The organism is Actinomyces glycerinitolerans, assembly GCF_900098745.1.
Taxonomy (GTDB): domain Bacteria; phylum Actinomycetota; class Actinomycetes; order Actinomycetales; family Actinomycetaceae; genus Actinomyces; species Actinomyces glycerinitolerans.
The window spans coordinates 241,569-267,676 of the sequence record NZ_FQTT01000011.1; the positions used below are offsets into that span (position 1 = coordinate 241,569).

The 26,108-nt window shown below is 67.9% G+C and carries 19 protein-coding genes, 5 tRNA genes and 1 CRISPR repeat array; of the genes, 10 read left to right on the forward strand and 14 right to left on the reverse strand.

Annotation, left to right across the window (positions count from 1 at the left end):
- The first annotated feature begins 203 nt into the window (after positions 1–203).
- The 5 genes from ACGLYG10_RS09625 to ACGLYG10_RS15605 all read left to right on the forward strand — a co-directional run bounded on the left by ACGLYG10_RS09625 (position 204) and on the right by ACGLYG10_RS15605 (position 4,532).
- The gene (locus ACGLYG10_RS09625; RefSeq protein ID WP_083565840.1) at positions 204–2,399 is read left to right on the forward strand and encodes a transglycosylase domain-containing protein; all 2,196 of its coding nucleotides are present in this window, start codon (positions 204–206) and stop codon (positions 2,397–2,399) included.
- Position 2,400: 1 nt separating this feature from the next.
- Entirely contained in the window at positions 2,401–3,366 is a 966-nt protein-coding gene (locus ACGLYG10_RS09630; protein ID WP_073331033.1) for a metallophosphoesterase, read from the forward strand.
- Between the two features lie 129 nt (positions 3,367–3,495).
- A tRNA-Pro gene (locus ACGLYG10_RS09635) sits at positions 3,496–3,569 on the forward strand.
- A 362-nt stretch (positions 3,570–3,931) separates the two neighbouring features.
- Positions 3,932–4,150: a hypothetical protein gene (locus ACGLYG10_RS09640; RefSeq protein WP_073331036.1), complete on the forward strand. Its 219-nt coding sequence runs from the start codon at positions 3,932–3,934 to the stop codon at positions 4,148–4,150.
- Positions 4,140–4,532 (forward strand): hypothetical protein, encoded by a 393-nt coding sequence (locus tag ACGLYG10_RS15605; protein ID WP_244542643.1) that lies wholly within the window; start codon positions 4,140–4,142, stop codon positions 4,530–4,532. The genes ACGLYG10_RS09640 and ACGLYG10_RS15605 overlap by 11 nt, the downstream gene beginning before the upstream one ends.
- A gap of 412 nt (positions 4,533–4,944) precedes the next feature.
- On the opposite strand, the gene ACGLYG10_RS09645 is transcribed toward ACGLYG10_RS15605, so the two are convergent.
- From ACGLYG10_RS09645 to ACGLYG10_RS09655, 3 genes are all read right to left on the reverse strand, one after another.
- Positions 4,945–5,964 (reverse strand): NUDIX hydrolase, encoded by a 1,020-nt coding sequence (locus ACGLYG10_RS09645; protein ID WP_073331039.1) that lies wholly within the window; start codon positions 5,962–5,964, stop codon positions 4,945–4,947.
- A gap of 18 nt (positions 5,965–5,982) precedes the next feature.
- Positions 5,983–8,607: an RNA degradosome polyphosphate kinase gene (locus ACGLYG10_RS09650; RefSeq protein ID WP_073331041.1), complete on the reverse strand. Its 2,625-nt coding sequence runs from the start codon at positions 8,605–8,607 to the stop codon at positions 5,983–5,985.
- 146 nt (positions 8,608–8,753) lie between these two features.
- Positions 8,754–9,443, reverse strand: a complete 690-nt coding sequence (locus ACGLYG10_RS09655; RefSeq protein ID WP_073331044.1) for a hypothetical protein — start codon at positions 9,441–9,443, stop codon at positions 8,754–8,756.
- 351 nt (positions 9,444–9,794) lie between these two features.
- Between ACGLYG10_RS09655 and ACGLYG10_RS09660 the strand changes: the two genes are divergently transcribed.
- A tRNA-Lys gene (locus ACGLYG10_RS09660) sits at positions 9,795–9,871 on the forward strand.
- Between the two features lie 108 nt (positions 9,872–9,979).
- Here ACGLYG10_RS09660 and ACGLYG10_RS09665 read toward each other — a convergent pair.
- The 6 genes from ACGLYG10_RS09665 to msrB all read right to left on the reverse strand — a co-directional run bounded on the left by ACGLYG10_RS09665 (position 9,980) and on the right by msrB (position 14,834).
- Positions 9,980–10,177: a hypothetical protein gene (locus tag ACGLYG10_RS09665; RefSeq protein WP_073331047.1), complete on the reverse strand. Its 198-nt coding sequence runs from the start codon at positions 10,175–10,177 to the stop codon at positions 9,980–9,982.
- A 229-nt stretch (positions 10,178–10,406) separates the two neighbouring features.
- Positions 10,407–10,664: a GlsB/YeaQ/YmgE family stress response membrane protein gene (locus ACGLYG10_RS09670; protein WP_073331050.1), complete on the reverse strand. Its 258-nt coding sequence runs from the start codon at positions 10,662–10,664 to the stop codon at positions 10,407–10,409.
- Positions 10,665–11,607: 943 nt separating this feature from the next.
- Positions 11,608–12,129 (reverse strand): gluconokinase, encoded by a 522-nt coding sequence (locus tag ACGLYG10_RS09675; protein ID WP_073331053.1) that lies wholly within the window; start codon positions 12,127–12,129, stop codon positions 11,608–11,610.
- 138 nt (positions 12,130–12,267) lie between these two features.
- Positions 12,268–13,302, reverse strand: a complete 1,035-nt coding sequence (locus ACGLYG10_RS09680; protein ID WP_073331056.1) for an AEC family transporter — start codon at positions 13,300–13,302, stop codon at positions 12,268–12,270.
- Positions 13,303–13,320: 18 nt separating this feature from the next.
- A complete protein-coding gene (locus ACGLYG10_RS09685; RefSeq protein ID WP_073331059.1) occupies positions 13,321–14,316 on the reverse strand; it encodes an endonuclease/exonuclease/phosphatase family protein in 996 nt (331 codons plus the stop codon).
- A gap of 62 nt (positions 14,317–14,378) precedes the next feature.
- Complete coding sequence (gene msrB, locus ACGLYG10_RS09690) at positions 14,379–14,834, reverse strand: peptide-methionine (R)-S-oxide reductase MsrB (protein ID WP_073331062.1); 456 nt, start codon at positions 14,832–14,834, stop codon at positions 14,379–14,381.
- A 343-nt stretch (positions 14,835–15,177) separates the two neighbouring features.
- Between msrB and ACGLYG10_RS09695 the strand changes: the two genes are divergently transcribed.
- On the forward strand, positions 15,178–16,668 hold the full coding sequence (locus ACGLYG10_RS09695; protein WP_073331065.1) for an alpha/beta fold hydrolase: 1,491 nt from the start codon (positions 15,178–15,180) through the stop codon (positions 16,666–16,668).
- Between the two features lie 181 nt (positions 16,669–16,849).
- On the opposite strand, the gene ACGLYG10_RS09700 is transcribed toward ACGLYG10_RS09695, so the two are convergent.
- Complete coding sequence (locus ACGLYG10_RS09700; RefSeq protein ID WP_073331068.1) at positions 16,850–18,448, reverse strand: mechanosensitive ion channel family protein; 1,599 nt, start codon at positions 18,446–18,448, stop codon at positions 16,850–16,852.
- A 108-nt stretch (positions 18,449–18,556) separates the two neighbouring features.
- Entirely contained in the window at positions 18,557–19,504 is a 948-nt protein-coding gene (locus ACGLYG10_RS09705) for an arginase family protein (protein WP_244542644.1), read from the reverse strand.
- A 142-nt stretch (positions 19,505–19,646) separates the two neighbouring features.
- On the opposite strand from ACGLYG10_RS09705, the gene ACGLYG10_RS09710 reads away from it, so the two are divergent.
- Positions 19,647–20,000 (forward strand): PadR family transcriptional regulator, encoded by a 354-nt coding sequence (locus tag ACGLYG10_RS09710; protein WP_073331072.1) that lies wholly within the window; start codon positions 19,647–19,649, stop codon positions 19,998–20,000.
- 59 nt (positions 20,001–20,059) lie between these two features.
- A complete protein-coding gene (locus tag ACGLYG10_RS09715) occupies positions 20,060–21,160 on the forward strand; it encodes a permease prefix domain 1-containing protein (protein WP_073331075.1) in 1,101 nt (366 codons plus the stop codon).
- A 329-nt stretch (positions 21,161–21,489) separates the two neighbouring features.
- Positions 21,490–24,554: a CRISPR direct-repeat array (repeat unit 36 nt; unit sequence GTCTTCCCGGTCTCCACGACCGGGCTCCATTGAGGC).
- Between the two features lie 690 nt (positions 24,555–25,244).
- Here ACGLYG10_RS09715 and ACGLYG10_RS09720 read toward each other — a convergent pair.
- The 3 genes from ACGLYG10_RS09720 to ACGLYG10_RS09730 all read right to left on the reverse strand — a co-directional run bounded on the left by ACGLYG10_RS09720 (position 25,245) and on the right by ACGLYG10_RS09730 (position 25,536).
- A tRNA-Phe gene (locus ACGLYG10_RS09720) sits at positions 25,245–25,317 on the reverse strand.
- 47 nt (positions 25,318–25,364) lie between these two features.
- Positions 25,365–25,438: transfer RNA gene (locus tag ACGLYG10_RS09725), tRNA-Asp, on the reverse strand.
- A 25-nt stretch (positions 25,439–25,463) separates the two neighbouring features.
- Positions 25,464–25,536, reverse strand: a tRNA-Glu gene (locus tag ACGLYG10_RS09730).
- Between the two features lie 162 nt (positions 25,537–25,698).
- On the opposite strand from ACGLYG10_RS09730, the gene ACGLYG10_RS09735 reads away from it, so the two are divergent.
- The gene (locus ACGLYG10_RS09735) at positions 25,699–26,088 is read left to right on the forward strand and encodes a metallopeptidase family protein (protein ID WP_073331078.1); all 390 of its coding nucleotides are present in this window, start codon (positions 25,699–25,701) and stop codon (positions 26,086–26,088) included.
- The last annotated feature ends 20 nt before the right edge of the window (positions 26,089–26,108 follow it).

Sequence of the window (26,108 nt, forward strand, 5' to 3'; positions counted from 1 at the left end):
AGACGGTATGCCAACCGATGGTCATTTGCCAAATTGGCATCCGCACAAGGGTTCGTGCGCCGACCAAGCACCCCCGCACTCCCCACCATGCGGCCGTCGACCACACCACGACCACCACGCACCGGCGCCTCCAAGGCGTTTTCCAGCCGCTGTTCGTCGTAGCCCGGTGCACAAACACACCATTTCGCCGTAGTGTGGACACCATGTCGAAGTCTTCCTCCCGCGGCAGGTCCTTATCGTCCCCTGCCCAGGTCGTGGCGATGCTGCTGGTCTTCCTGCTGCTGTCCGGCGCAGGCGGAGTACTGGCGGCGGGCTTCGCCATGCCCGCCGTCGGCGTCGCCTCCGCAATCACCAACGCCTCCGCACAGCTCTTCGACGAGCTGCCCGACGACTTCAACGTCCTCGAGCCCAGCCAGGTCTCGGTGATCAAGGCCTCCGACGGCAGCCAGATCGCCCAGTTCTACGCCGAGAACCGCATCGTCGTCTCCCTGGACGACATCGCCCCGAGCATGCAGAACGCCATCGTGGCGGTTGAGGACCAGCGCTTCTACCAGCACAAGGGCGTCGACCCGGCCGGCATTGTCCGCGCCGTGGTCTCCAACGCCAACGGCGGCTCACAGGGCGCCTCCACGCTCACCCAGCAGTACGTCCGCAACGTCCTGGTCGAGGCGGGGCTGCAGAACGACGACGACGCCGCCATCGCCGCCGCCAAGGCGCCGACCGCGGCCCGCAAGCTGCGAGAGATCAAGTACGCGCTCACCCTGGAGCAGAAGTACTCCAAGCAGCAGATCCTCGAGGGCTACCTCAACATCGCCTCCTTCGGCCCGTCCACCTACGGGGTCGAGGCATCCGCGCAGCACTACTTCTCCCATTCGGCCAAGGACCTGTCGATCGCGGAGTCGGCACTGCTGGCCGGCTTGACCAATGCCCCCGGCGCCTACGACCCGGTCCAGTACCCGGACAAGGCCAAGAGCCGCATGGACTGGGTGCTGCAGAAGATGTACGAGGAGGAGTTCATCACCGCCGACGAGTACCAGGCGGGTCTGGACACCCAGATCGCCGACATGCTCAACGTCACCGACTCCGTGGGAGGCTGTGGGGCCGCAGGCTCGGCAGCCTACTTCTGTGAGTACGTGGTCGGGGAGATCGAGAACTCGGACATCTTCGGCGACACCGAGGCCGAACGACGCCAACTGTTGCTGCGCGGCGGCCTGGAGATCACCACCACGCTGGACCCCGCCAAGCAGAAGAACGCCAACGACACGATCCAGGCCTACGTGCCCACCGGCGACCCGTCGAACGTCAAGTCCGCCCTGGTGTCGATCGAGCCGGGCACCGGCCGTATCCTGGCCATGGCGCAGAACACCAACTACGGCGACGCCACGGGCTCCGACCCCACCGCCACCCAGATCTCCTACTCGGCGGATTACCTGCACGGCGGCATGGAGTCGAACGGCTTCCAGCCGGGGTCGGCCTTCAAGACCTTCGCCTTGGCCCAGTGGTACCAGGAGGGGCGCTCCGGGTACACGGTTACGAACACCACCCCGCGCACCTTCTACTCCTCCGACTGGACCATCTCCTGCGACCCTGACCTCCATCCGGAGGCCTGGGCGCCCAAGAATGCCGACCCCAGCGAGAATGGCCGACACACGGTGATTGAGGACACCGCCATGTCGATCAACGTCGGCTATGCGGAAATGCTGGCGCAGATGGACGTGTGCTCCGTGACCCAGTTGGCGGCCGACATGGGCGTGACCAAGGCCAGCGGGGATCCAGTCGACCCCTACCCGTCCGTGGTACTCGGCGGCACCGAGACCACCCCGGTGTCCATGGCCAACGCCTATGCGACCTTCGCCGCCCACGGCGTGTACTGCACCCCCGTCGCCATTGACTCGATCATCGACGCCGACGGCAATGAGATGAGCACTCCGTCGGCCAGTTGCAGCCAGGTCATGAGCGCCACCGCGGCGGACCAGGTGACGCTCACGCTCCAGTCGGTGCTGACCAGTAAGGGCACCGGCCCTGGGGCCGCCCTGAGCGGGCGCCCGGCGGCCGGAAAGACCGGCACCACCGACTTGATGGACAACGCCTGGTTCATCGGCTACACCCCGCAGCTGGCCACCGCCATCTGGGCCGGCCACTCCGACGGCTACTACGCCATGAATCACCAGTACATCGGCGGGCGCTACTACGCCACCATGTACGGTGCCGACCTGCCAGCGCCCATGTTCAAGACCTACATGGACGCGGCCCTGGCCGGCGAGCCGGTGGAGGCCTTCAACCAGGTGAGCCTGGGCGCCGGTGCGCCAACATCCAGTAACTCAAACAACGGCGGCCAGGCGCAGCAAAACTCCGCCGGGTCCCATGACGGCGACGACGACTCCGACGACGAGGACTGATATGCCCGCGGCTCGTAACGCCGTACTCGGCGGTCTGGCCGCCGGCGCCGGCTTGCTCGGCTATGCCCTGATCGAGGCTCGCCTGCCGGTGCTGCGCCGGGTGGACGTGCCCGTGCTGGCGGCCGGCCAGCGTCCGCTGACGATCCTGCACCTGTCGGACTTGCACCTGACCGATCACACCGAGGCACGTGTGGCCTGGGTGCGCGGCCTGGCGGAAGCCCGCCCCGACGTCGTCGTCAACACCGGTGACAACCTGTCCTTCGCCAGCGGCCTGGAGCCGCTCAGCCGGGCCCTGGAGCCCTTCGCGCACCTGCCGGGCGCCTTCGTCTTGGGCGACCACGACTACCGCACCACGGTGTTCAAGCTGCCCACTCGCTATCTGCGCCGCGATCCGCGCTCGGGCGATGACCCCGAGCAGGAGGCCGCCGTCGAGCCGCTTCCCTGGCGGGAGGTTCGCGAGCTGCAGACGGGCGCCGGCTGGGTCGATCTGAGCAATGCCCGCGGCGCCCTCGACGTCGGTGGCCGCCGTGTCGAGCTGGTCGGGGTGGATGATCCGCATGTGGATCGGGACGCCTTCCCACCACCCGCCCTGGTGGTCCCGAGCGCCGACGACGGTGAGCCGGTCCTCGACCGCAGTGGCAGGCCGCTGCGGTTGGGACTGATGCACGCCCCTTACCGGCGGGTTCTGGACGCCATGGTGGCAGACGGCGTGGAACTGGCCTTCGCCGGGCACACCCACGGCGGGCAGTTGTGCCTGCCCGGCTACGGGGCGCTGGTGACCAACTGCGACCTGGACCGCCGCCGCGCCTCGGGCCTGTCCCACTGGCCGGACGCCCGCCCCGGAGACCGGGAGGCCGACGCCATGTTTCTGCATGTGTCCGCCGGCCTGGGCACCAGCCCATACACGCCGGTGCGCGTGGCCTGTCACCCGGAGGCGACGCTGCTGACGCTGCGCCCCGCCGGCTAGGGCCCCGACGCCGTCAGAGGACAGCCACGGAACCTGTGATCTCGCTCTCCCGTGGCCCGGCGGGTGACCGACCCCTCAGAGACACGATTTCCCCCACCGGCGCGACGGCGGCTATAGTCGTGCCGCACACGGGGTGTGGCGCAGTTTGGTAGCGCGCTTCGTTCGGGACGAAGAGGTCGTGGGTTCAAATCCCGCCACCCCGACGATAAGAAGATCCATGAGCTTGCTCATGAGATCTTCGCAGAGGAGGGAGTAAGAGGCCGTCAGGCCGAATACCCCGACGACGAGGGCGCCCGTGAGCTTGCTCGTTAGGCGTCCGAGGAGGAAGGGGTAACAAGGCCGCCAGGCCGAATACCCCGACGATAAGAAGATCCATGAGCTTGCTCATGAGATCTTCGCAGAGGAGGGAGTAAGAGGCCGTCAGGCCGAATACCCCTGCAAACGGTCGTTGCCCAAGCGGGCGGCGGCCGTTCGTCGTTCGCAGCAGCGAGCGAGGGGTTGACACGCCTTGGATACTTGAGGGGAAGGCGCGCCGCGCGAATCCCGCACAAAGGAGGGATGTACTGTGAGCACTGCAGTTGCGCCGCCTCGCGGCGTGGTAAAACACTTTACACGCCCGGAGCTAGAGGCCCGCAAACGAGACATCGTCAATGAATTAGAGCGCCGTTTCGGCAGCCTGGACGCGGCGCTTGCCCAGGAGTACACCGGAGACTACCCCTCGGAAGACCTGCGGCTATTCGGTGCCTACCATGACGTGCTGTTCTTACTAGAGCATGACCGATAGCGTCGACGAGCAGACCTTACGGTTTGCCAACGGCCTGACTCACACGGTCCGGGCGGTGACCATGGAAGCTCCCGAGTTTCAGGTCAACGTTGCTGGCGATGATCCGTGGTTCGCCACCGTCCGCCCTGAAGACGAGGCCGCAATCAACCTGACCATAGGTGGTAGATGCCTGCTTGACCTCACGGTCTCTTTCCAATGCACGCTGTCTCAGAAGCATCCGTACATGCTCATCGAGCGGTCACAGTTCGGCTTGCGCCCACACGGTGGCGGGGAATGGCTTGTCCGCCTTGACTACGAGCATCACCCGGCAGGGAACCTTCCTTGTTCCCACCTTCACGTACACGCCCAATGCGATGGAAGCCCTGACGCAGGCTCGCGCTGACTGGCGACTGGAACAAACCAAGTCCATCGTTGCATCGTCGCAAGATACCGCCGCAGATGTTCTCCGTGGCCTTGGGTGGAGTGTCACCCCACCGGATGGATACGAGCCCAAGCCGGCCTTACCTGACTGGCTTTATCGTTACTGATCTAACTCAGCTGAGGTACTGCGGTCCCCGATTCCTATGCTTTATGAGACCCATCCACCATCGCCGGAAGGGCGAGGGCTTCTCGACGTCCGCGGCGGGCGGACACGCGCCGGGAGCCGAGCCGCGTGTACTACCCTGGTCGCGACGTCGGGCCGCGACGGGCCCCGGGCTCCAACATAAGCCGCCACGAGCGGCCATCGCGCCGACTGGCGCTCTCCGGCCCGACGTCCCTTAGACGGCACCGAAACCGCGCAGAGCAGGACGCCGTCAGCGGCCCTCGGAAAGCACCGGGCGCTGCTTCTCAATGGCCACGGCGCGGATCTTGCCGCGCGGACGGCGCGCCATGTGCACCACCATGATCTCCCCGGTCTTCAGCCACGGGTCCCGGTCCGGAACCGAGCGCAGAAGCTTGCCGGGCGCATAGTCCGAGATCGCCTCCATGACGGTCGGCAGCACCGGGCGGTGCGTGCACACGGCCACCGGCACGTCGCGCCGACGCAGCACCTTGGAAACCACCTTACGGGCGGCCTTCGGCTTGGCGGCGTGCGCCGCCTCCGTCAGCGCCGGCTCGGTCACCAGCTCCAGGCCGGCCGCCTGCGTGTACGGGGCGACGGTGTCGTAGCAGCGCCGCCACGGGCTGGTGATCACCTGGGCGACGCCGTAGGCGGCCAGCACCGGCACCAGCGCCCGGGCGCGCACCTCCCCCTGGTCCTTGGTCAGCGGACGAGTCGCCTCGTCGGTCTCCGCGTCCCGCTCCTTGGGTCGGTTCCACACCGAGCGCTTGACCGCGCGGGCATGGCGCACCAGTACGAAAGTCCAGGTGTCGAGCTTGCCGTCTTCCCACAGGTCCACCAGGGAACCGAGCAGATCCCGGTCAGCCGGGTGAGTGAGCAACGTGCGGGCCTTCTTCGAGCGCACCCATTCGACGTCGTCGATCTCCGCCGCATCGGCCGGGCTCACCGGTGTGCGGGCGCGCAGGGCCGGAGAGTCGCCGGAGAGCTCGCGACCGGCCCAGTAGCGGACCTCCTTGCGGGCGCCGTCGGGCAGCTTGTAGCGCACCGTGTCCAGCGGCTGCCCGAGGGCGACCTGGATGCCGGTCTCCTCGGCCACCTCGCGCACCGCGCAGGTGCGCACCGACTCCCCCGGCTCCACCTTGCCCTTGGGGAAGGACCAGTCGTCGTAGCGGGGACGGTGTACCAGAAGAATCTCCAGGTGTCCGTTCGTCTCACGCCACACCAGGGCACCCGCCGCCCGGATCACCGCTTCTGTTTTGGACTTATCTGCCATTTCCGGAGATTCCCGCTGTCAGTGCCCGCTCCGCAGACGCGAACGCGCCCGGGTCATGAGCGTGGTCTGGATGTCCTCCAGCCGATTGCCCTCGGCGTCGTGGGTGTGCCGGGTCCAGCTGCCATCGGGCTCCAGCCACCAGGAGGAGACCGCGTCGGAGGCGGCGTGGGTGACCAGCCACTCGAGCTGGGCGATCATCACCGGATCGGTGATGCGCACCAGCGCCTCCACGCGGCGGTCGAGGTTGCGGTGCATCAGGTCCGCCGAGCCGATGAACAGGTCGGTCTCGCCGTCGTTGCAGAAGGCGTAAATGCGGGAGTGCTCCAGGTAGCGGCCCAGGATCGAGCGGACCCGGATGTTGTCGCTGAGCCCGGGCACGCCGGCGCGCAGGCCGCAGATGCCGCGCACCACGATGTCGACGTCGACGCCGGCCCGGCTGGCCCGGTACAGGGCGTCGATGCAGGCCTCGTCGATGATCGAGTTGACCTTGATGCGGATCCAGGCGGGCTTGCCGGCCCGCTTGTTGGCGATCTCGCGTTCGATGCGTTCGATTAGCCCGTCGCGCACGGTGCGGGGCGCCACCAGCAGGCGGCGGAAGCGGGCGCGCGGAGCGTAGCCGGACAACTGGTTGAACAGGGTGGTCAGGTCCTGGGCGACGTCGCGGTCGCAAGTGAGCAGGCCCAGGTCCTCGTACCCGCGGGCGGTCTTGGGGTGGTAGTTCCCGGTGCCGACGTGGCAGTAGCGGCGCAGACCGTCGGACTCCTGGCGCACCACCAGCAGCAGTTTGCAGTGGGTCTTGAGCCCCACCATGCCGTACACGACGTGCACGCCGGCGCGCTCCAGTTTGCGGGCCCAGGAGATGTTGTTCTCCTCATCGAAACGGGCCTTGATCTCCACGATCGCCACCACCTGCTTGCCGGCCTCGGCGGCCTCAATCAGGGCGTCGACGATCGGGGAGTCGCCGCTGGTGCGGTACAGGGTCTGCTTGATGGCCAGCACCTTGGGGTCGGCCGCCGCTTGCGAGACGAACTCCTGCACGGAGGTGGAGAAGGAGTCATAGGGGTGGTGCAGCAGCACGTCGTGCTCGCGCATGGCCGCGAAGATGTCCCCCGGAGTGCTGGACTCCTGGGGGGCCAGGCCGGCGGCGGTCACCGGCACGAACCGCGGGTACTTCAGTTCGGGGAGGTCCAGGTCGTGCAGCTGGTTGAGGCTGGTCAGGTCCAGCGGCGCCGGCAGCTCGAAGACGTCGTCGTCGTGCAGGTTCAAGGCGCGCACCAGGTAGCGGCGCACGAAGGGGCTGATGGTGTCCTCCACCTCCAGGCGCACACTGGCGCCGAAGCGACGGCGCTCCAGCTCCTTCTCCATGGCGGTCAGGAGGTTCTCGGCGTCGTCCTCCTCCACCTCGAGGTTCTCGTTGCGGGTCACCCGGAACAGGTGGTGCTCGAGGATGTCCATCCCCGGGAACAGGTGGTCCAGGTGCCGGGCGATGACGATCTCGATCGGGATGAAGGCGGTGCCGGCCTGCTTGTTCTTGGGGTCGAGCTCCCGCCCGGGCACGGTGATCAGGCGCGGCAGCGACTGCGGCACCTTGACGCGGGCGAAGTGCTCCTTGCCGGAGCGGGGGTTGCGCAGCAGCACCGCCAGGTTCAGTGACAGACCAGAGATATAGGGGAAGGGGTGAGAGGGGTCCACGGCCAGCGGAGTGAGCACGGGGAAGATCTGGTGACGGAAGTAGCGAGTGATCTTCTCGGCCTGCTCGGGCTCAAGCTGTTCCCAGTCGAGGATCTCAATGTTGTGCTCGGCGAGCTTGGGACGGATGTCATCCTGGAACAGGGCCGCCTGCCTGGCCATGAGCTCCTTGGTGCGCTCGGTGATGGCGGCGACAACCTGGTGGGCGTCCAGACCGGAGGCACGCACGGGTGTGATGCCGGCCTTGATGCGGCGCATCAACCCGGCCACACGCACCATGTAGAACTCGTCGAGGTTGGAGGAGAAGATTGCGGTGAACCAGGCGCGCTCCAGCAGCTGCAGGTCTTGGTCCTCGGCCTGCTCCAGGACCCGCTGGTTGAAGTCCAGCCAGGTGAGTTCACGGTCGGTGAAGCGGTCGGTGAAGGAGTCCAGCGGCGGCAGGTCGGCTTCGGGGTCGTCGACGACGACGTCACCGGCGGCATCCGGTCCGGCCGCGGCATCCGTGGAGGTGTGTGCGGTGGCGGACTCGGCCTCGGGCAGCGGCGTGGGATCCGCGGCGTCGAAGAAGCCGGTCTGCTCGTTGGCGTCGGGGGGCGAGACCGGGGTTATACCGGTGTCATCGCCCCGATTGCCCTCGGCAGCGGGGGCATCCTCGTCGAAGTCCTCGTCCTCGTACTGGGGGCCGGCGTCATCGTCGACGAAGTCGCGAGGATCGGCCGCCTCAATGACGTGATCCTCAATGATGTCCAGGTCGTCCTGGGACAACGCCTCGGCGTCGCCCGCATCCGCAGACGGCGCCGAGGCCGCGGCGAGCGTATCGGCCTCCTCGGGACTGACCGGAGAGGAACCCGGGTCGGCGGCATGCCGGGCCTGCGCGCGTGCCCAGCCGCCCAGGAAGGAGGCCAGCGGCGCGGAGTTCGTGGAGGGGGTCGCTTCGGGGTCGGGCGTCGTCATGGGGAAATCGTCCCACGTCTAGGCCGGCAGCGGGCCGTGAACCGCGCCGAGGAACCCCGTGCGGAGAGCGCCGACGCCCGGCGCCGGGATCTGCGGCAGGCGCCTGCGGGAGAAGTTCGTGCGGGCCCGCACAATGTCGGGCAATCTCAGTCCAGCAGACCGACGTCGGCACGGCGGGCCGCCTCGGCCAGTTCGTCGGCGGTGGCCAGCAGCGCGGATTCGCGGCGGGTGACGCGGTGTGCCAGCTCGTCGGCGTCGTCGTCGATCCAGACCGGGCTAGAGCCGGCGGCCAGGGCCCGCAGGAAGCCGGACGTGGTGGTCAGGATGGGTACGAGCGCGGGCACGGAACCCGCAAGGCCACCCGCGAGGACGTCGTCCAGGGCAGCACGTACATCCTCCGGGGCGGGGGCCGGGCGGGCATCGACCAGGGCCGCGTCGAGGCGGACGCGCGCGGCGGCGGCCGCGGCCTCGCTAGTGATGGCGGTCAGGTCCACGACGGTGGCGTAGCGCCGCTCAACCAGCTCCGGGTCGCGGCGGATCCACTCGCGCACGAGAAACAGCCGCCAGAGCGTGCCCGGCAGGGTGGTTGCCGGGGAGTCCGCCCACAGCTCGGCTACGGCGTCGACTCCGTGGCCGGCGACGGCGGCTACCACGCCGGCGCGGGTGATCAGCTCGACGGAGGCGTCGGTCTCGGGTGCGTCCTCGGGGAAGCCGCCGATCAGGGCCTGGGCGGCGCGGTGGGCGAGTTCGGAGGCGACGGCGGGGTCGTCGCTGCCCTCGATGTTCTCGGCCGCTTCGGGGTCGAGTCGGGCGGGGCGATGGAACTGGCGAGCCATAGGAACTCCTTGTGATCCGCGGGTGTTTGCCGGGTTGGCCGTTTCGGCGGCGCGTCGACGGCGAGTAGCCCGGTTCGCGTTGCTGGTGGCATTGTCCCGCATGGGTGAGCGGAAGCGTGAGTGGCACCCGGCGCGCGTGGTGAACAACGCACGCACGGGCAGCCCACGTGCCTGCCGCAGGCGCTTCCTGGAACCGATGGCGCACGCACGGCTCACCGACCAGTAGGGCGGCAAGTTCGTAGGTGCGGCCGGGCCCGATCGCGCGCACAGCTCGCCGGCAGGGGGCGGCTGCGGAATCGGCTATGCTGACGGCGCCGACCGCGTCAGGGTTCTACTCCCGGCCGGGGGCGCGCCCCTCTAGCTCAGTTGGTCAGAGCTGCGGACTTTTAATCCGAAGGTCGTGGGTTCGAGCCCCACGGGGGGCACCAGCGAGATGCCGCTGCCGCACCCGCATACTCCCCGCCATCACGCCCCAAAGTGCGAAACATCCGTCGCCGAGGCCACCGTGCGCGCGGCACCGGGAGAGGGCCCGGCGACTACGACCAGAGCCGGCGAGCTATCAGCAGCGCGATGACCGACGCCAGCGCGACCACCCCTGCGGCCGGAATCAGGAAGGGCACCACCGCGACGTCGGCGCCACCCTCCGCTAGTAGCTCGATGGCCCCTTCGAGGAGCGTCAACGCGAGCACGGCGAGCAGCACACCGATTATATTCGCGACAACGGCAGTAATCACTGACCGCACCGTTCCCTCCTCCTTATGTACAGCGTCCCGTCACCCAGTATTCCGGTCAGCTGCAACCAGTGCGACCGCCCGGTGAAGCGGACAGAAAATGTTGGCCTGCCCTATTCTGGCGCGCAGCCATATGCGGACTAGCAATGACCTCGATTACCCGGGCCACGCAATTGAATGCCGGCACGCGGCGTGGCGAGGGGCCCACATGCCGCCTCGCCACGCCCGCGCCTCACCGCCTGCGCGCAACGGCCAGGTAGATGTAGATCGCGATCATGGCGGCGATCAGCGACAGGAGCCAGCGGATCCAGTCGATACCTGGGGTTGCGTCCACGCCGAGCGCCCCCGCGAGCCAGCCACCAACCAGTGCGCCCACGGCCCCCAGCACGATGGTCCACAGGATCGACAGATTCTGGTCACCCCGCATAATGAGCCTGGCCAGGGCACCGATAATGCCACCGAATACGACCATTCCAATGAGCTCACCCATGACGCATTCCCTTCATCTAGTGCGAAACGATGCACTCAACGCCGCAATCACCGCGTGGAGTACCGGCGCCCTAAACGCCTGGAATCAACATACACCAGGAATTCCCCGCTGTGAGACCGCTCTCCCCCGGATGCGTTAAAGCAACCGCCCACACATGCTTTTCCCGTCACCTTCCCACGTCATTCCGGTACGAACTCCAGGAAATGCACACCTTCCAGTCCGAACCTCAATGAATCCTGAGGACCGGGTGGGCCTGCTCCGGCCGCCGCGGGTTATCGGCGTGGACGTAGTGGTTAAGCGGCTCTTCGTGTTTTGGGGTGTGGTGGTTAGTACTGATGTGGCAGTCGGTGCGCGGGCGTCGCGTGCGGTGGCAGTGCCGAGAGCCGTCTACTACTCCGGTTGGTGCTCTACTACGCCTGTTCGGCGTCTGTTGAAGGGTCCTGAGCCCTTCAACAAACACCCAAGAGGCGCACCAGACGCCGAACAGGCGTACCCAACACCACCTGCCACACGCCATACACCACCTACCGCCATCCCCCACCCCCAGCGACCCCTACACCACACCGCGGACCCGCCCTGCCATGCCTGACGCACCCACGGCCCGCAGACCGAGGACAAGAGACACTAGCCGAAGTGACCATGTCCAATACTCCCAGTCACGCCGCAACGACTAGGGCAGAGGAACACCCCAACGGACACAAAACAGAACCACCCCACCACACCCACAAACACGAAGAACCCGATAACCGGCCGACGCCAACAAGAACGCCCCGCCCGGTCATGAAGACCGGGCGGGGCGGCACCCTGACGCCTGCGCACGATGGCGCCGGGTTTGCCCGCTACAGCACCCCGATAAGCAGGGCGACCAGCGCGATGACCAGCATTGCCGTTACCGACAGGATCGTCTCCATGAGCGACCAGGTCTTGAAGGTCTGCCCCACGGTCAGGCCGGCGCGGCGGCCTCGAGCGCGGCAAGGATCGCTCCGAAGGTCTCTTCGGGGGTGGCACGCGAGACCACGGTGACGCCGTCCTCGTCGTCGGCCAGGGGCTCGAGGGTGGCGAATTGCGATGGCAGGAGGCTCGGGGGCATGAAGTGCCCCTCTCGGTGCTCCATGCGTTCGCGCAGCTCATCCTGCTCGGCGACCAGGTGGATGAAGAGGACGCGCCCGTCCGCCTGGGAGAGCAGGTCCCGGTAGGCCCGTTTCAGTGCGGAGCAGGTGACGACGGTCTTTGTGCCACTGGCCGCCTGCTCGCTCATCCAGTCGCGTAGGGAGTCCAGCCAGGGGCGGCGGTCGGCGTCGGTCAGCGGCACGCCCTGGGACATCTTGTCGATGTTCGCCTGTGGGTGGAAATCATCCGCCTCGGCCACTGGCCAGCCCAACGCGGCATGGAGATTGGCCGCGGCAGTGGTCTTTCCGCAGCCTGCGACGCCCATAAGCACCAGATGCTCGACGGGTTGTTTCATGGTGGCCTCCTTTGACCTCGTTACCCCTGAACCGCATTGTCTCCCCTAGTCATCCGCTGGCAGTTGTAGGTATCGCCCGAGGTCTCCGAGCTCGGCACCCTCACCTAGCTGCGCGCCGCCATCGACCCCGTTGGCGGCTCACAGCACCGCCGCGGCGAGCAGCACCACCGGCACGAATCCCGCCGTCGTGAGCAGCACGGCGTCGCGGGCGAGCGGCTTGGCCACCCCGTAGCGGGAGGCGTACATGAACACGTTCTGCGCCGTCGGCAATGACGCCGTCGTCACCGGCATCAACAGCGCGGAGCCGTGCAGCCCGGCCACCAGCCCCAGCCCCACGGCCAGGCCGGGCACGACCAGCAGCTTCCAAGCCACGGCCCAACGCAGAGCGGTGCGGCTGGCGGCGTCGTGCACCGGCTCGGGCGGCACGTTGACGACGCGGGGCACCGCTCCACCCGTCCCTTCAGCGCCACCGGCCCGGCCGGACTTCGGCGCGCCGGCCACGTTCTGCGGCGGCCGCAGCCGGGAGGCGGCCAGGCTCATGCCCAGCGAGAGCATCATCAGCGGCACGGCGATCCGCCCCAGCGTGTCGAGCAACTCGGCGAGGTGCCCGCGCAGGGCGGCATCCAGGTCAAAGCCGCTGAGGTTGACCAGGACGCCGACCAGCACGGCGAGCACCAGCGGGTTGCGCAGCGGCAGGGTGTAGGTGGCGAAGCGGGAGGGACTGCCGCGGCGGGTCACGGCATCCAGCACGGTGAAGGCGAGCGGCGTGAGTACCAGCAGTTGCAGCAGCAGGATCGGGGCGACCGCGGTGGCGTCGCCGAGCACCAGTACCAGCACCGGTATGCCCAGATTGGCGGCGTTGACGTAGGCGGAGGCGAGCGCCCCGAGCATCGCCTCGGCCACCGGCCGGTGCAGCAGGCAGCGGTGCACGCACCAGGCGGTCACCAGCCCCAGCAGTTCAGCCCCGATGGCGACGGCGGTGCCCAGGGAGGTGACGGCCGCAAGGTCGGCGCCGGCGAGGGTGGTGATGAGCAGGGCGGGGGTGGCGGCGAAGAAGCACAGTCGGGTCAGGACGGTGTCGGATCCCACGGGCACGGCCCCGGTACGCACCAGCACCCAGCCCACCGCGATGACGACGGCGAAGACCGCCAAGCCCCCGATGACATCCGACACGCCCCCACCTTATGCGCTTTAAACCGCGGCCTCGAGGTCGATCCAGGTGCCGGCATGGTCGGAGACGACGAAGCTGTGAGTGCCGGCGGCGACGGCGTGCAGCCGGGGCCCGACCGGCAGACCGCCACCGGACGCGGCCGCCTCCGGGACGGCGGTTTCGCTCGCCGTCGGCGACGGGCCGTTGGCGGCGGACCCCGGGTCGGTGAGGAAGTGGTCGATGCGGCGAACGGGGCGGGCGGCGGGGAAGGTGGGCCCGTCGCCGAGCATCCGCGCCACCCCGAGGGCCGCGATCTGATCGGCGGGCAGGTTGAGGTCGCCGGCCAGTAGGTGGGGGCCGGGGAGGGCGGCGAGTCCGGACCAGGCCGCGGCGAGTTGCCTTGCGGCGGTGTCGGCGCGGGTGGCCAGATGAGTGACGCCCAGATTGAGCGCGTCGACGCCGGGCAGCACCCCCTCCGGCGGCTCCAGGCGACCGACCAGCAGATTGCGGGCGGTGGCGGTGAATAGACGATAGGAGCGCGGGTCGACCGGACTGCCACGGCGCAGGAGGGTGGCCGGACCGCGCCCCAACCGCATCACCCGCCAGACGGTGACGGGGTACCGGCTCAACAACGCGTTCCCGAAGCCGACCGGCCCCTGGCCGAGCCAGGCACGGGCGGGACCGAGCACGTCGTCGCCGGGGCCGGTCAGGGCGGTGCGCAATGGGCGACGGCGCAGCCCGGCGACGGGGCCCGCGTAGGCGGCGGCGAAACGGCGGTAGCGCCACCCGAGCAGCTCGGCCAGGGTTGTCGCCTGGTCCAGCCGTCCGGAGCGGGCCTGGCCGAGGTCCACCTCTTGTAAGGCGACCACGTCGGGGGCGAGCTCGGCGATCTCCTCCGCCAAGGCCGCCAGCACGGCGCGGGCGGTGGCGGGGTCGTGGATGTCGGCGCCGGCCAGTGACCCGCTGACAGCGGTCCCGTCGCCCGCGCCGACGCCGGGCTGACCGTGTTGCAGGTTCAGAGTCAGCACACGCAGCACGTTGGGCCTCCTATTGGCGCTACCGGTATCGAGCCGCGGTGTAGGCGCTCCCCGGGCCGGGTCTAGGCCTCGGCGGAGTCCAGGTCGGGCTCGAAGCTCAGGCTAACGGAGTTCATGCAGTAGCGCTGGCCGGTAGGAGTGCTGGGGGCGTCGTCGAAGACGTGCCCGAGGTGACTGTTGCAGGCCGCGCAGCGAACCTCGGTGCGCACCATGCCGTGCGAGGTGTCCGTGGACAGCACCACGGCGTCGGTGTGGGACGGGTCGTAGAAGGAGGGCCAGCCGCAGTGAGAGTCGAACTTGGTGGTGGACCGGAACAGCTCCGCCCCGCAGGCACGGCACCGATAAATGCCCTCGCGATGCTCGTCGAGCAGTTCCCCCGTGTAGGGGCGCTCGGTGCCGGCCTCGCGCAGCACGTGGTACTCCAGCGGGCTGAGCGCGGCCCGCCACTCGGCGTCGGTGCGCGCGACGGCAGCGGGGTCGAGGCGCGGACCAGAACTCGTGTTTTCGTTGGCGGTCATGGCGCCATACTGGCCCGGCCGCAGCGGGCCGACAACCCCGCACCGGCGTGGATAGTCTCACCTGAACAAGGCGTGTCAGCGGGAATACCACCGACGCTCGTCTAGCTCGGATCCCCCACACCCGACGGCCACCCACGCCCTCCTCTTTTTGCCCTTAGCCGCACGGCCCCATACACGTATTAATTAGGGTTGACATACCTCACTACGTTGGATAGCGTCGTTATCCAGCTGTGGAAGCTCATTGAGGAGAGGTCCGAGGTGATCGGCAGGGCCACGCACACGCGCCGGCCGGCACAGACCCGGCGGCGGACCCTGGCCGCCGCGCAAGAGGAGGAACACAGTCATGCTGGTCCACACCGCGATCGGAACACTCCGAGCCGAAAGGGTCGGCCCGACCAACACCCCGGTTTACCGCATCCTCGGCATCCCCTACGCCCACGCAGAGCGCTTCCGGGCGCCGGAGCCAGTGACAACCGACCCGGGCGACGGCGTCGTCAACTCCGGGCGCGGACATTGCTTCCCCCAGCGACTCATGCCGGGCTTCATGAACCTGTTCCTGCGTCATTTTCAGCTGCGCCCCGAATGGCAGCCGCGCCACGACATTCAGAGCGAGGACGCACTGCGCGTTAACGTCTGGACCTCCGGTTCGGACACCCCCAAGCCGGTGCTCGTATTCATCCACGGCGGTGACTGCGGCTCGGGCACGCTCCCCATCTACGACGGCACCCACCTGGCCGCGCAGGGCATTGTGGTGGTCACCGTCACCTACCGGATCGGAGTGCTGGGACACCTGCACGTGGTCGACGGCGACCGGATCAGCTGCGACCGCGCCCTGCTGGACCAGCAGGCTGCGTTGCGCTGGATCAAGGACAACATCTCCGCCCTCGGCGGCGACCCCGAGCGGATCACCCTGATGGGCCACTGCGGCGGCGCCCAGTACGCCCTCTACCAGGCACTCAACCCGGATAACCGCGACCTGTTCCACCGCCTCATCCTGTGCAGCGGACAGCGCGCCACCCCGCAGCCGCTGGACCCCGACGCCGAGCGGGACGCCTTCGCCCGCCTGCTGGCGGACAACCACCTGCGCGATTACCGGGAGTTGGCCGCCGCGCCGCTGAGCCGCTTGCTGCGGCTGGCACAGCCCACCATGACCCTGTCCACCACCATGGATCAGCCCTTCTTCAAGGTCGATCCGCGCGACGTACTGCGCGAGGGCGCTTTCCCGCATGTGGCGGTGCTGGTGGGCTCCACCAGCGACGAGTTCTCCATGATTGAGATCCCCATGTGGTATCGGCGCATGGGGATCGCCAAGACCCCGGAGGAGTTCGACCGCACCACCACGCGCCTATACGGCCGCTGGGCCGCCCCCATCGCCGACGCCCTGCGCCCGGAGTCCACGGACCTGCCGGATCTGCAGATCAAGATGATGGAGCTGCTGGTTTTTCACAGCGCGGCACTGAACCTGATGGAACGACTATCGGCCCACACCACGGTCTACGGCTACCGCTTCGAGTACGTCCCGAACCTCTACCGGGGGCTGCGCTGCGCCTACCACGGCGCGGAAGTAGCGATCTTCTTCGGCAACCTGGATCGCATGCGCATCCCCATCACCGACGACAACCGCCGGGCGATGGCCGTCACGCAGCGGGACTGGCTCGGCTTCGTGAGGGACGGCGTCATGCCGCATCGGCCCGCCTTCGATGCGCAGGCGCGGATCACCCGCTACCGGGGCGACGGCGAGACGATCCCATTCCCGCACCTGGAGCTGCTGCGCGAACTGGAGGGGACCGATCTGGCCCAGCGGGTGGTGAACGCCTATATGAGTCGCCGTTGACATCGACTCCGCACAACACTGCGGCGGAAAAGGTCCATCGGTGCCCACTTTGACGCGCACCACGCCCTACGACCGCCGCACCACTCGGCCTTTTCCGCCATATCAAGCGGTTTCCGCCAGCGGCCGTATTGCGTCCCTCTGCCAAAATGGGCACCGATGGACATTCTGGCGTCTTCAACGGTCAGTCGTCGGCCTCGTCGGCATCCGTGCTGGACTTGCCGATGCCGAGCTTGCCGGTGGCGGGCGGGTTCGCGTCCAGGTAGGCCTGCTGTTCCTGGGTGGAGATGACGCCGGTCGCCTCGCCGGTGTCCACCGCCGGGCGGGCGGGCATGTCGGAGCCATCGGCGACGGCACCGCCCTGCGCCGCATCCCGGGCGAGTATGCGCCGACGCCGCACCTTGTCCCGGCGGGCGCGGCGGAGCTTCGCCCGCCCCTTGGCGACGGCGCGCAGGCGTGCGGCCTCGATCGGGTCGTCCGCTATGGGACGCTGCACGGCCGTGGCCTCCCCCACCGGCTCAACGCCGTCGGCGTTCGGTTTTTGCAGGGTGACGAGCTCCTCGGCCAGGCGCGCCACCTTCTCCGGCGTGGGGTCGTGGGCGACGTCCACGTTGTCGACCTCCACGCGGGTGCGCGGCAGGGCGTAGGGGGCCTCCCGCTGCAGCCAGGCGACCAGCTCCTCGCGCAGCTGGCACTGGAGGGTGAACACGTCGGCGTTATTGGCGCCGGAGACGGCCACCCGCACGGTGACGGTACCCGCGGAGGTATCGGTGACGTCCACGGAGGCGACCCGCCCGTCCCACACGGACGAACCGGACAGGATCCGTTCCACCTCGGCGCGCAGGGCCGCCACCGGCGCGCGCCAGTCCAGGTCGATGGTGAAGGTACCGGTCAGCTGACTGCCGCGGCGCGACCAGTTGGCGAAGGGGTTCTGAGTGAAGTAGGTGGAGGGGAAGATCAGGCGCCGCCCGTCCCACACGCGCACCACCACGTAGGTCAGGGTGATCTCCTCGATGAAGCCCTGCTCGTCGTTGACCACCACGACGTCGTCCACGCGGATGGCGTCGGTGGTGGCCAGCTGGATGCCGGCGAAGAGATTGCCCAGGGTCGACTGGGCGGCCAGGCCGGCAACGACCGAGACCAGTCCGGCGGAGGCCAGCAGGGAGGCCATGGCCACACGCGCCGAGGGGAAGGTCATGGCGGCGCCGACGAGCCCGCAGATCACGATGATGAACTCCGCTACGCGCCGCAGCACCTGCGCCTGAGTGGTGATGCGCTTGGTGCGGTCGACGTCGCCGTGGGCGCGCACCCCGATTACGATGGAGGACTCCACCGCCTTGGCCACTCCCACCACCACCCAGGTGGCGGACAGGATGATGCCGATCACCAGGGCGTGGAGCACGAACTGCGCCCAGTCCGGCTGGGAGAGGTCGAAGAAGGCGATCTGCCCGCCGACGAAGGCTCCGATCAGCGCCGCCAGCACGTACATGGGGTTGCGGCAGAAGCGGATCAGCTCGGCGTACAGCGCCCGACGCTGCCCCATGGCGCGCAGGACGACGACGAGTATGAGTACCAGCGCAATGCCGATGAGCACCCCAATACCCGCCCGCCAGGCCAGCGCGAATACGTCGGCGGTGGCCTCCACGACCGCCTCGGCGGCGTCGGCAGCACCTTCGGTGGCCGAGGAGGTGGCGGAATCGCTGGGGTTATCGGCACTCAGGACCGCGGTCAGGGCTGTGAGGGCGCGTGCTGGTGCGGCTAGTGCAGCGGGTGCGATGACCATGTGCCCAAGACTAGGGCCCGGCGCTGTGCCCGAGCTGTGCAGGTCCGGGACATGGTCGTCATTCACATCACTGCGGTTCCGACCACTCGGGCGTCGGCCGCGCCACCGTCAACCGGTGACCAGCGGTAGCCCCGCGAGGACGGATCCCAGGGCGAGCAGCTCGCGGGGAAGGTACTCGGCCACCGTCAGCCCGACGACGTCGGCCGCCTCGCCGAGGTCGGCAATCAGGCGGTGCACCTGGGCGGCAGTGAGCCCGCCGGATACCCGCCCGAGACCGAGGGCGACCTCGTCGGCGTCGATCGTGTCGACGTCGAAGTGGATAGCCAGGCGGGAGGCGCCGGTGGCGTGGAGCCAGTCGATGAGGGGGCGGGTGTCCACGCGCAGATCATCCGGCCCGAAGGCGGTAATGCCCCAGCTCGACACGTGCTCGTCGCAGTCGGGCTCCCACTCGTGCAGGCCGGCCCAGGCGATGCGGGAGGGGTCGATGCGGGACGGCAGATGTGACAGGACCTCGGCATCGCCCCTGCCGGCCAGGGCGGTTACGGCCATGGCGTGGTAGCCGTCGTAGCCGGTGTCGGGGGTGTCGACGTCGGGGTGGGAGTCGATCCAGACCACGGCGAGGTCGTCGCCGTACTTGTTGGCGAGCCAGGCGAATGGGGCGACGGAGACGGAGCACTCGCCGCCGATGGTGAGGATGCGCTCGACGCCCGGGTGGGAGTCGATGGTCCGCACGGCGGCGTCGATGCCGGCCAGGATGGCGCTGCGCGATTCGATGCCGCCGGTGGAGCCCTCGGGGCCGTCCGGGCCGGCGAGCTCGGTCAGATCGACGGGGACCGTCGCGGTGGGGCCGGCGGCGGGCGGGAGCAGGGCGGCCAGGGCACGGGCGCCGGCCATGTAGCCGCGACGGGCGACCGGCGCCGGGAGTTCCGGGACGAGCGCGCCGGCGTTGCCATAGCCGGCACCCTGCCATTGGGGCCAGATCAGCCGCAGGGTGGCGGGGTCGTCGTTGGGCGGGTAGGAGGGGAGGAATCCGGGGACGTGCTGCGCTGCGCTCACGGCTTCAGGGTAGGCGTAAGAGAGGAACAGCCAGCAATAGACCACTAGACGTACTACGTCTGCCGTAGTACGTTGGACGTATGGACACCGTCGCAACCCTCGATCGGCCCCCCGCGGCCGCACGACCCCGGAGATCGTCGCCATGATCAGCGCCGACGCCATCCGCGGCTACATCGACCTGATCGCGCTCACACTGTTGCGCGACCGTCCCTCCTACGCCTACGAGCTCGCCAAGACCATCGCCGAGGTGGCACAGGGGCAGTACACGATCAAGCAGACCACGCTGTACTCCGCACTCAAACGCCTGGAGTCGGCGGGACTGGTCTCCTCCTTCGCGGACACCAGCGAGTCGGGCAAGCCCCGCACCTACTACCGCCTCACGGACGCCGGACGTACCCACCTGAACGACAAGCTCGCCGAGTGGGAGGACACCAAGGCCCTCATCGACCGCTTCGCCCTGTACGCCTCCGCTCACCCCTCCTCCGCTGAGCCCTGATCCACCGACCGCCCGTAAAGGCGCGAATCACCCGCCCCCTCCAAGCAGACAAGGAGCCCATGATGGACACCATCGACACTTTTCTCGAGGCCATGTTCGCCCCCTACCCAGCCACCCCGCGCCTGTTGGAGGCCAAGCAGGAGCTCCACGCCATGATGGAGGACGCCTACGCCGACGCCATCGCCTCCGGGAAGTCACACAACGAGGCGGTCGGGTCGGTGATCACCGACTTCGGCAATCTGGAGGAACTGGCGCCCGTGCTCGGCATCCTTCCCGATATCCGTGGCGCCGAGGCCGGGACGACCGCTGCTGGCGAGCACGGCGCCGCGAGCAGCAGCGACACCGGCACCCCGACCACGCCCGGCACGACGTCGTCGGAGTACCCCGTCATCACGCTGCCGGAGGCGCAGGCACTGGCCGAGGCGCGTCGCACCACCGGCACCCTGCTCGGCAATGGCGTCGCCCTGTGCGTGCTGGCGGCGGTGCCGCTGTTCCTGCTCCCCGGTCTGTCGCGGAACGACGGCCTGGGTCTCATCCCCCTGAACGAGGACCAGGCTTCAACGCTCGGACTCGTTCTGACGCTTGTCCTAGTGGCGCTCGCGGTATCCGTGCTGATACGCCGCCACCGGGCCTTCACCGGCCTCACCCACCTGACGGACGGAAAGTTCACGCGTAATCCGGTCGTCTCCGCTTGGACCGCGAGACTGCGGCTGGAGCACGAGGGAGTGCGGTCGCGGGCGCTGAGCATCGCCGTCGCCCTGTGGATCATGGCTCCAATCCCCACCGTGGGGGCAGGCATCCTATTCCAGGAGTCAGCCGACCGCTCCGGGCCGCCGCTGGGTCTAGTCCTCACCCTGTTCATGGTCGCGGCCGGTCTGCGGATCTTCCTGCCGACCACATGGGCGTCCATGACGCATACGACCGTCACCGAGGAGGGCCGTCCCGCCGACGCCGCACCCACCTGGCGCAACCCCGAGGAGAACCCGTTCATTGAGGCGATCGCCGGGCCATACTGGATCGGCTGTGTAGTCATCTACCTCGCCTGGTCCTTCATCTCCTCCGACTGGGGCATCACCTGGATGATCTGGCCGATTGCGGGCGCCCTGTTCGGCGCGATCGCCGCAGGCGAGGCCGGCCTGCGCTCCTGGCGCTCCCGCTGACAAACCGCCGTGCCGCAGCGTCCCCGCATCACTGAGATCGGTTGAACCTGTTTCGATGAGGGTAACCTGGCGCGTGTAGGCACTGCGAGTTCGAGGAGGAACATCTCATGCTCGTCAACCAACACGCAGGCTCACCGAACCGAAGGACGCCGACTGCGTGCGAGCGCTCCGGTGCCGACCGATTCCCTGGGAAGCGCTCGAGTTCGCGGCATGACGCGGTTTTCTTACCATTCGCCGAGCAGGGCACCGTGGCTGAGTCATGCGTTTCAACGGCAGCGCTCGCGAGATCAGGTACAATCCTTGGCATGCTGCGGCAAAATTAGCGAGCTGTCTTCCCGGTCTCCACGACCGGGCTCCATTGAGGCAGGCCGTCGGCGGCTTGCTGCGCGAAGTAGCCAGTCGTCTTCCCGGTCTCCACGACCGGGCTCCATTGAGGCCTAGTCTCCGGTAACGTACACGTCCCTTGCTTGGCGTCTTCCCGGTCTCCACGACCGGGCTCCATTGAGGCATTGTCGAGATTGGCGGCCGCGTGGCTAGCAGGGAGGTCTTCCCGGTCTCCACGACCGGGCTCCATTGAGGCTGAACGGCAACGCGGTCACGAAGATCGTTCAGGGCGTCTTCCCGGTCTCCACGACCGGGCTCCATTGAGGCAGGCTGATACTCGGTGTAGTCGTAACCCATCGCCGGTCTTCCCGGTCTCCACGACCGGGCTCCATTGAGGCCTTCCTAGTCTCAGGGTCCGATCCTGACGATGCTGAGTCTTCCCGGTCTCCACGACCGGGCTCCATTGAGGCTGATGGATCAGGACCAGCTCGGTGAGCGTGACGGCGCGTCTTCCCGGTCTCCACGACCGGGCTCCATTGAGGCTAGATGGAGCCGGTACTGAGCTCCGGCGGAACATAAGTCTTCCCGGTCTCCACGACCGGGCTCCATTGAGGCCTTCGAACAGCTGGCCGAATTCCTCCGCGTCGTATGTGCGGGTCTTCCCGGTCTCCACGACCGGGCTCCATTGAGGCTCTGCCTGCCCGAGGTACTCGACGAGAGCCTGCGTGGTCTTCCCGGTCTCCACGACCGGGCTCCATTGAGGCGCGTACATCTGCAGATGCGACTCGGTCAGGGCCGTCATGTCTTCCCGGTCTCCACGACCGGGCTCCATTGAGGCCTTGTCTCCTTCTCGGTCGTGTTTACGGCGTCGATTGTCTTCCCGGTCTCCACGACCGGGCTCCATTGAGGCCATGATGGCCTGCCGTGTGGCAGGCGGGAATCCGGGTCTTCCCGGTCTCCACGACCGGGCTCCATTGAGGCTCCGCGAGAGACACGGTGTCGAACGCCTGCCCACTGGTCTTCCCGGTCTCCACGACCGGGCTCCATTGAGGCGTCGGGGTTGGGTTGGTGCTCATTGCTTCTCCTAGGTCTTCCCGGTCTCCACGACCGGGCTCCATTGAGGCTCGCTACTCATCAGGGCCACGTACTCGGCCAGATCGTCTTCCCGGTCTCCACGACCGGGCTCCATTGAGGCAACTCGACAGGGGACTGGGCGCTACGACCCTGCGCCCGTCTTCCCGGTCTCCAAGGCCGGGCTCCATTGAGGCCCCACGCACGGGTGAGCTTGAACTGATCGCGCATGCGTCTTCCCGGTCTCCAAGGCCGGGCTCCATTGAGGCTGAACCAGCCCCGCAAACACGACAGTGGCCGGGGAGGTCTTCCCGGTCTCCAAGGCCGGGCTCCATTGAGGCGATCTTGTAGTCGTTCTGCTGCCACTCCATCATCTGGTCTTCCCGGTCTCCAAGGCCGGGCTCCATTGAGGCTTGCCGGCGGTCGCCCACGTGCTGGGAATGAACTGGTCTTCCCGGTCTCCACGACCGGGCTCCATTGAGGCCCGTAGGTGAGGGTGGACAGGTCGCGTCCGCATCGGGTCTTCCCGGTCTCCACGACCGGGCTCCATTGAGGCCATCGTCAGCCTCCTTGTCGACGAGGGCCCTAAGCGGTCTTCCCGGTCTCCACGACCGGGCTCCATTGAGGCGATTCATCTCAGGTGCTCACGTATGGGTGCCTGCCGGTCTTCCCGGTCTCCACGACCGGGCTCCATTGAGGCGAGGCTGGTCGCCGCTACATCTCTCCGGTCAGCTACGTCTTCCCGGTCTCCACGACCGGGCTCCATTGAGGCACGTCGCCGGAGTTGGCTCGGCTCATAGCCTCAACGAGTCTTCCCGGTCTCCAAGGCCGGGCTCCATTGAGGCGACGGGTCCTCCTGCAAGTCCGGGCGCAGCGACACGTCTTCCCGGTCTCCAAGGCCGGGCTCCATTGAGGCGGGGTAGGTGATGAATCCGAGGGTGTTGGGGTTTTCGTCTTCCCGGTCTCCAAGGCCGGGCTCCATTGAGGCTGGAGGATTGGGTCAGTCATTGTTGTGCTCCAAGGCGTCTTCCCGGTCTCCACAACCGGGCTCCATTGAGGCGTGTTGACCTGAGCCGGGTAGCTCAGCGGCGCGGGCGTCTTCCCGGTCTCCACGACCGGGCTCCATTGAGGCACGAGCTCGGCAGGCGCGGGCTCGCCACGCGATCCCGTCTTCCCGGTCTCCAAGGCCGGGCTCCATTGAGGCTCTGCCCAGTGTCCACAGTGAATCCTGACCACGCCCGTCTTCCCGGTCTCCAAGGCCGGGCTCCATTGAGGCCTGAGGTCGGTGGGGGTGACCTGGGCGAAGGGGTCGAGTCTTCCCGGTCTCCAAGGCCGGGCTCCATTGAGGCGAACTCCCAGCCTCCGGAGTACGTACTCCCCGGGTGTCTTCCCGGTCTCCACGACCAGGCTCCATTGAGGCATTCCGTCAACCTGGGCGCAGTACGGGATGGACGGGTCTTCCCGATCTCCACGACCGGGCTCCATTGAGGCGGTCCGACCGCTGGCCTACGGCACCAATCATCCGCATGTCTTCCCGGTCTCCACGACCGGGCTCCATTGAGGCGCTCCACCGAAAAGCGTATCCGTCCTATGGGCACTCGGTCTTCCCGGTCTCCACGACCGGGCTCCATTGAGGCATCATGAGAGTCGCATTGACCACGCCGGCGATACCGTGTCTTCCCGGTCTTCAAGGCCGGGCTCCATTGAGGCGGCGCCGGCTGGTTGAGGTCGATTGGTGCAGTGCGCAGGTCTTCCCGGTCTTCAAGGCCGGGCTCCATTGAGGCCGATCGGCAGCTGCTGCGATGCCCGGCTCGTCGACGTCTTCCCGGTCTCCAAGGCCAGGCTCCATTGAGGCTCATTGGGCCTCCCTGTAGGTGTCGACCGCGCTGGGTCTTCCCGGTCTCCAAGGCCGGGCTCCACTGAGGCTGGACCAGCAACGCGCGCATGGTGATCGCACCGCTGCGTCTTCCCGGTCCCCACGACCGGGCTCCACTGAAGCGCGGCGACAAAACGGGCTTGTTCGACTCGGGGAGTGGAGTGGGGGACGTGACGTGGTGTTTGGCACCTGCGATGTCGGATGCTGGCCTGCTCGCCGGTCACCGTCGACGCCGGGCAGCTTGCCGCTAGCGCATATTCCGGCGGGCGAAGGCAGGGAGTGTCCAGATCTATGACAAACGAGGTAGGAGGCGGCAGCAGCCGCGGGCAGAACGTTGGAATCATGCGGGTGTCAGATCGGCTCTCGCGGTCGTAGGCGGCGTTTGTCATCGATTTTGACAACCATAGGAGCATCATTCCGTCCCACGGCGGGGCCCCCGGGGTACACACCCCACACCACCCACACCCACTAACCAGAAGAGCCTCTTCACGGATACCACAACGACCGGCAGGTTGTGGGTCTCGGCGCGCTCACGCAACCGGGCCAGCAGGCCGTCTCCGGACACGCGCGGCAGCATGCCACTCCACCCGGCGGTTTCCAGTCTGGGCCGTCTCCGGACACGCGCGGCAACGTGAGGTCCACAGGGACGACGTCGATCCCCTGGCCGCGCTCCGCTCCAGCGCGGCGGCGGCCTCAACGACCAGGACTGCGGGGGCACCCATACCGCCGAACGCCGATGATGGCAACCACCGCAACCGTGGCCAGAAACGAGCGAAGCCCCCGGGACCTTGTGGGTCCCGAGGGCCATCGCCGTGGCTCCGACCGGCGTCGATCCGGTGACCTTTCGATTTTCAGTCGAACGCTCTACCAACTGAGCTACAGAGCCGAGGTGCGCGATCGCCCAGCCGTTTCCGACTGAGCGACCCGCATCCGCGACCTCGACGGGACTTGAACCCGCGACCTCCGCCGTGACAGGGCGGCGCGCTAACCAACTGCGCCACGAGGCCAATATGTCATCACTTACGTGAATCGTACCCCCAACGGGATTCGAACCCGTGTTACCGCCGTGAAAGGGCGGGGTCCTAGGCCGCTAGACGATGGGGGCCCGGTGCCCTTGGCGTCGTCGCGCCTTGAACCGGGATGTACGGTATTGGGGCGGGACCCGTCCGCGCAAATCTTACGGGCGTGACTCTGCTCACCGCCCGTCGAAGTCCCGCAGACAGCCTCCCCCAAACGGCCGCCGGCCGGCGCATGGCAGGCTGTTCCCATGACCCCGATCCGCCTGTCCGACGCCGAGTTCGAGTCCGCCGTCGCCGACGCCCTGGACGCCATCCCGGAGGAACTGGCCGCCGAAATGGACAACGTGGTGGTGCTGGTCCAGGACGAACCGGATGCGGACATGCTCGGCCCCGGCGACTACGACGCCGCCGGCCACCCCACCCTGCTGGGCCTGTACGACGGCGTGCCGCTGACCGAGCGCGGCGCCGACTGGTCCCTGGCGCTGCCCGATCGCATCCTCATCTTCCAGGGCCCGCTGCAGCGCTGGTGCCGCAGCCGGGAGGAACTGGTGGAGCAGGTGGCGGTAACCGTGATTCATGAGGTCGGCCACCACTTCGGCATCTCCGACGCCCGCCTGCACGAGCTCGGCTGGGAGTAGGCGTACACATTCACACGGGG